Genomic DNA, 4,133 nt, shown 5'->3' with positions numbered 1-4,133 from the left:
AATATGGTGCGGAATGACGGAGCTACCATTAGGTGTGGAAATCTTAACTAGGTAATCCCTGTATTCACTTTCTGGTGTTTCAATGACGTGTTCACCGCGAATCATTGGCGCGACATCGGTGTTTTGGGCTTGGACCGTTACTGTGCTTGAGGCAAATAACATCCCTAATGCGATTTTGTTCATGGTACTTCCTTTTGAATACTACGTGAAAGCGCTGTGAATAATTTAACTATAAAAATTGACGCCTTCGATACCTCGAGTGGATTATATAAATATTATATTTTGGTTCAAGCTTGGTGACATTCACGGCATTTATATTTATTGAATGGAAACATGAATTTTTAAAAGAAAACATAGTTAAACAAGGAAGAATTCAATTAGTATCATGAATCATTCGGTATATATTTTTATTTTTTCAAACGACTACTGTGATATATGTCAAATTCAGTACAGTGCGGGGAAATTAGTGATGGTGTAATTGCTAGAACTGGGGTATCCCCTTTATTCTGGTACTCATTCTTATTGAGGAAAATTGTAGTGGCTTCATGACGAACCCCTGATGATTCGCATATCATCATCGAACATATCGCATTTAGGATTATTATCAACATATGTACAAGCGCCATGCAAAGTCAATAATATAACCTCGATTTCAGACAATAAGTGCAGCATTCATGGCAAGGTGTTAGATAGTACCTCGTGATGAGGCTTTGAAGTCAACCTTAGCATTCTTAGCTTGGCGGCTGATGCAAGAATATGGGGACAAACTAATGGGACGCCTGCCAATCTAAAATTAGAGTCGACGAAGCCTTCGTAGAGCCCTTAAAGGTAAGGAAAATAAGCGCTTTACCATGAGAGCGAGCGTGATAGCGAGGTCACTAAACAATCGTGGTCGAGCACGCTATTTTGTCTGAGCTGCTTCCACTCAGCTATTATCTCTTCATCAATCCAAAACGTGAGTGAGCCGCGGTTCCCCAAGGAGTAATTGTACTTGTGCCAATTAGTCGTTTTGTAGCGAGGCTTAGGCATGAAATCAAAATCTGTGAATGAATCTCCCTGATCTGCTCGTAAAGTTCTGATTTGACACATTAGATTTATGCAGCATAAGCTATGTCTATGCATGCGGACATTAGTTAACACCCTAGTGATTCTATATTCTCTGGAGCTATCTCGCAGAATGCTCGCACACTAATCCTCCTCACACTTCCCTACGATATCTTTCGGCTTAAGTTTCCCAGACCTAAGCACTTGAACATGGAATTGTTCGATGCTGGTTAGATTATAGATTTTCACTTGCGTACCCAACTGGGCTGCAAAACAATGACTTGGAGAGGTAATTAATGGTCGTTGGCAATTTAGAGCACAACAAGAGCGAATCAAAGACAAAAGCTTCAGATTTAATTTCGGACTTATCTTCCATTCAGACACACATCATGATGCAGACTAACCAAGATTCGAGCGAGGTTCTTCATGCATTTAGGAAGCTTAGTGAGTCAAGCGAGATGCATGATATGCTTAAAGAGAGCACTAAACGCCGTACCCCTGAACCAAGTATTGGGATTTCAAACTTAGCCGGTTTAAAAACGCTACAGTTCATCCATGATTTATATCCAGAGCAAGAGTCTCCGTTAGTTCGAGCTTTAAAACAAATGGAGGGGATTCAGCATAGCTACCCCAATTTAGAAGATACTACACACGATACCATTTTGTGTTATTTCGAAGACCACTACAAGCTAATACTACAAGCACGTCACGCTATGGAGACTACTCAATATGAGAAAATCAATCTTCTCGTAGCATCCATGCTTAATAATACCCTCCCACAATCGGCCCATAGGACACAGAACCCAATTGTAGAAGACGAGCATTTCCATGAACCGGAAACCGTTAAGCGCACTTCTCAGGGCAGTACCATACAAGTAATAAATAACAACGTTGATACTAATGATATTAAAGCTCTCTGTGAAAAATATTTAAGGATAAAAAAACAACGACATAAGACTTAAAAAAAGATAAGGATGGTAACTCTATTGAAGCGCTATCGACAATTAGGATGTGTTTGTTAGTTCATGAGCTAATAGGCAAGTTTGATGTAACTAGTTTGACGGTAGACGATGGAGATTTAGCTTTGGAAAAGCTAAGAATGCTACCTAAAATTCGAAGTTCAAAGCATGACGAGGAGGTATTCCGTCCGTACCCTGTTTCCGAGTGGATAAAAATCAATGAAAATGTGGGAAGAGAAGTTATCTCGGAAAGCACTGTTGGCCGTTATTTAGAAAAGGCGGCTACTATCTACAAGTGGATAGATAAACACATAGTCAAAACACAAAGCCCTTTCAGTGGATTAGGAACGAGAAAGGAGAACTACTATGAATGTGATGACGTAAACCCCTTTGAGAAAAAGGATCTACTGACTATTTTCTCTCAGCCTATTTTTACATCACATACGATAAAGCGACACAAAACAAAGAAAATTTATAACTACAGTCAGTTCTGGCTGCCGCTTATTGCGCTACTTTCAGGTATGCGCCCAAATGAAATAGCGCAACTAAAAGCAAAGAACATTCATTGCAAACATGGAATTTTGCATTTTGCTCTGTCAAACTCAGATGAAGATCAATCGTTGAAAAATAGAAGAGCTAAACGTTTAGTACTAGTGCATTCAACACTATTGTCACTAGGGTTCGAAAAGTATCTTCAACGTTTTCATTCAGATGATCTACTCTTTCCTGAAGTAACGTATAGCAAAAAAGGCGGTTATTATAAAAATCATGGCGAGTGGTTTAGTCGATACTTCTCTAAGCTAATTAATCTCTCAGCAGAGAAGAAAAGATTTTCTAGCTTCCGACACAATTTTATCAACCATTTTAAACAGTCTGGTGAACTCGCTGCGGTGCCCGCTGCTTTGGTTGGGCACGAAAACGGCACAATTACGTATGACCGTTACGGTAGCAAAGCTGAACTTGAGAAACTCAAGGAGGCTGTCGAAACAATCAAATTTGATCACTACCTTGAACAAGTAAAGCCATTCGAGTGGCTAGAGTAACCCACTTCAAGGAAACTAGTTCATATAAGTCTACCCTAGCTCACCATGAACCCATCGCGTTCATATAGGTTGCTAGAGTAGCTAAATGAACCATAGTGCTTAAAGGTATCTAAAAGACACATTAAGGGTAGTGATGAAAATTAGAGCTTACTTAAGAGCATCGACTAGCGAACAGAATGCTGAGCGAGCTAAAGAATATGTGCGCAACTTTGCAGAATCACAAGGCCACGTTATCGAACAATTTTACGTAGAACAGGCTAGTGGTCGAATTTACGAAAGACCTGAACTCAACCGGCTAATTGAAGACTCTTTCGCAGGTGACGTTCTTCTAGTGGAGCAAGTCGACCGTTTAACACGAATGAAAACTGAAGATTGGGAAAAGCTTAAAGATAAATTGAAATTCAATGGATTGAGAGTGGTCGCAATTGATTTACCAACGAGTTATCAAATATTAACCCCTTCAGTAGACCAATTAACCAGCGAAGTGATGAGCGCCGTCCTGAAAGGGATAAATAACTTGATGCTCGATGTTCTGGCAGCAATGGCCTCAAAAGACTACATCGACCGACATAGGCGACAAGCTGAAGGCATAGCTCAGAACAAGGCGAACTTTAAGGGTAAACAACAAGTTCAAGAAACAGTGGACAAGTGTTTAGAAGTAGACAAGTACATTGAGGTAAACCAACTATCGCAAGTTAAAGCATGTGAACTCGCTGGCGTTTCAATCTCAACTTGGAGACGATTTAAATACCGTTCCGCATCTTCTTCATAGACCGCATCTCAAAATCAAGCATGCTGACTGTCGCTAACATAGTGTGAGTGATGCTCAGACTCGCCAGCATGCTTGACCTATCGTAAGCAAAACAAACAATATCCAGAAAGTCTCGGGATCTTAATTTGGATAAAGATGGAGTTGGGAAACAGGCTGTTTCGCATTCTAGTTTATTTACAGATATTGCATCGACACTGGTGTTAGCAAGTCCAATACCGCGTGGTAAGGTAGTCATTGCCCCCCTCCTGAAATGCTGGCGAAGAACCTTGGTAGTCGACGCTTCATAACTCAGAATTGTCGAGTAGACGACACTTG

Annotated in this window: 5 protein-coding genes and 1 pseudogene; 3 read left to right on the top strand and 3 right to left on the bottom strand. The window is 40.4% G+C overall.

Features of this window, described 5'->3' with window-relative positions:
- The coding region (locus tag HW45_RS29630) for a hypothetical protein (RefSeq protein WP_038229867.1) at nt 1-183 on the bottom strand (183 nt) is incomplete at its 3' end.
- A 505-nt stretch (nt 184-688) separates the two neighbouring features.
- Nucleotides 689-1,029 (bottom strand): annotated as a pseudogene (locus HW45_RS29055) (transposase); the annotation flags it as partial.
- Nucleotides 1,030-1,340: 311 nt separating this feature from the next.
- Between HW45_RS29055 and HW45_RS22300 the strand changes: the two are divergent.
- The 3 genes from HW45_RS22300 to HW45_RS22290 all read left to right on the top strand — a co-directional run bounded on the left by HW45_RS22300 (nt 1,341) and on the right by HW45_RS22290 (nt 3,818).
- Nucleotides 1,341-2,006: a hypothetical protein gene (locus HW45_RS22300; protein WP_038229865.1), complete on the top strand. Its 666-nt coding sequence runs from the start codon at nt 1,341-1,343 to the stop codon at nt 2,004-2,006.
- Between the two features lie 122 nt (nt 2,007-2,128).
- Nucleotides 2,129-3,046: a site-specific integrase gene (locus HW45_RS22295; RefSeq protein ID WP_160171229.1), complete on the top strand. Its 918-nt coding sequence runs from the start codon at nt 2,129-2,131 to the stop codon at nt 3,044-3,046.
- A 133-nt stretch (nt 3,047-3,179) separates the two neighbouring features.
- Nucleotides 3,180-3,818, top strand: coding sequence for a recombinase family protein (locus tag HW45_RS22290; protein ID WP_038229861.1), 639 nt, complete (start codon nt 3,180-3,182; stop codon nt 3,816-3,818).
- On the opposite strand, the gene HW45_RS29370 is transcribed toward HW45_RS22290, so the two are convergent.
- The coding region (locus HW45_RS29370; protein ID WP_235225524.1) for a hypothetical protein at nt 3,790-4,133 on the bottom strand (344 nt) is incomplete at its 5' end. The two genes, HW45_RS22290 and HW45_RS29370, sit on opposite strands and share 29 nt — an antisense overlap.

It is taken from the genome of Vibrio sp. ER1A (genome assembly GCF_000733315.1).
Classification (GTDB): Bacteria; Pseudomonadota; Gammaproteobacteria; order Enterobacterales; family Vibrionaceae; genus Vibrio; species Vibrio mediterranei.
This window is presented reverse-complemented; position numbering and strand designations above follow the sequence as displayed.

What these genes read in the sequence shown, in the direction of transcription:
- HW45_RS22300 (WP_038229865.1), top strand. Translation starts at nt 1,341, where the DNA reads ATGGTCGTTGGCAATTTAGAGCACAACAAGAGCGAATCAAAGACAAAA.
- HW45_RS22290 (WP_038229861.1), top strand. Translation starts at nt 3,180, where the DNA reads ATGAAAATTAGAGCTTACTTAAGAGCATCGACTAGCGAACAGAATGCT.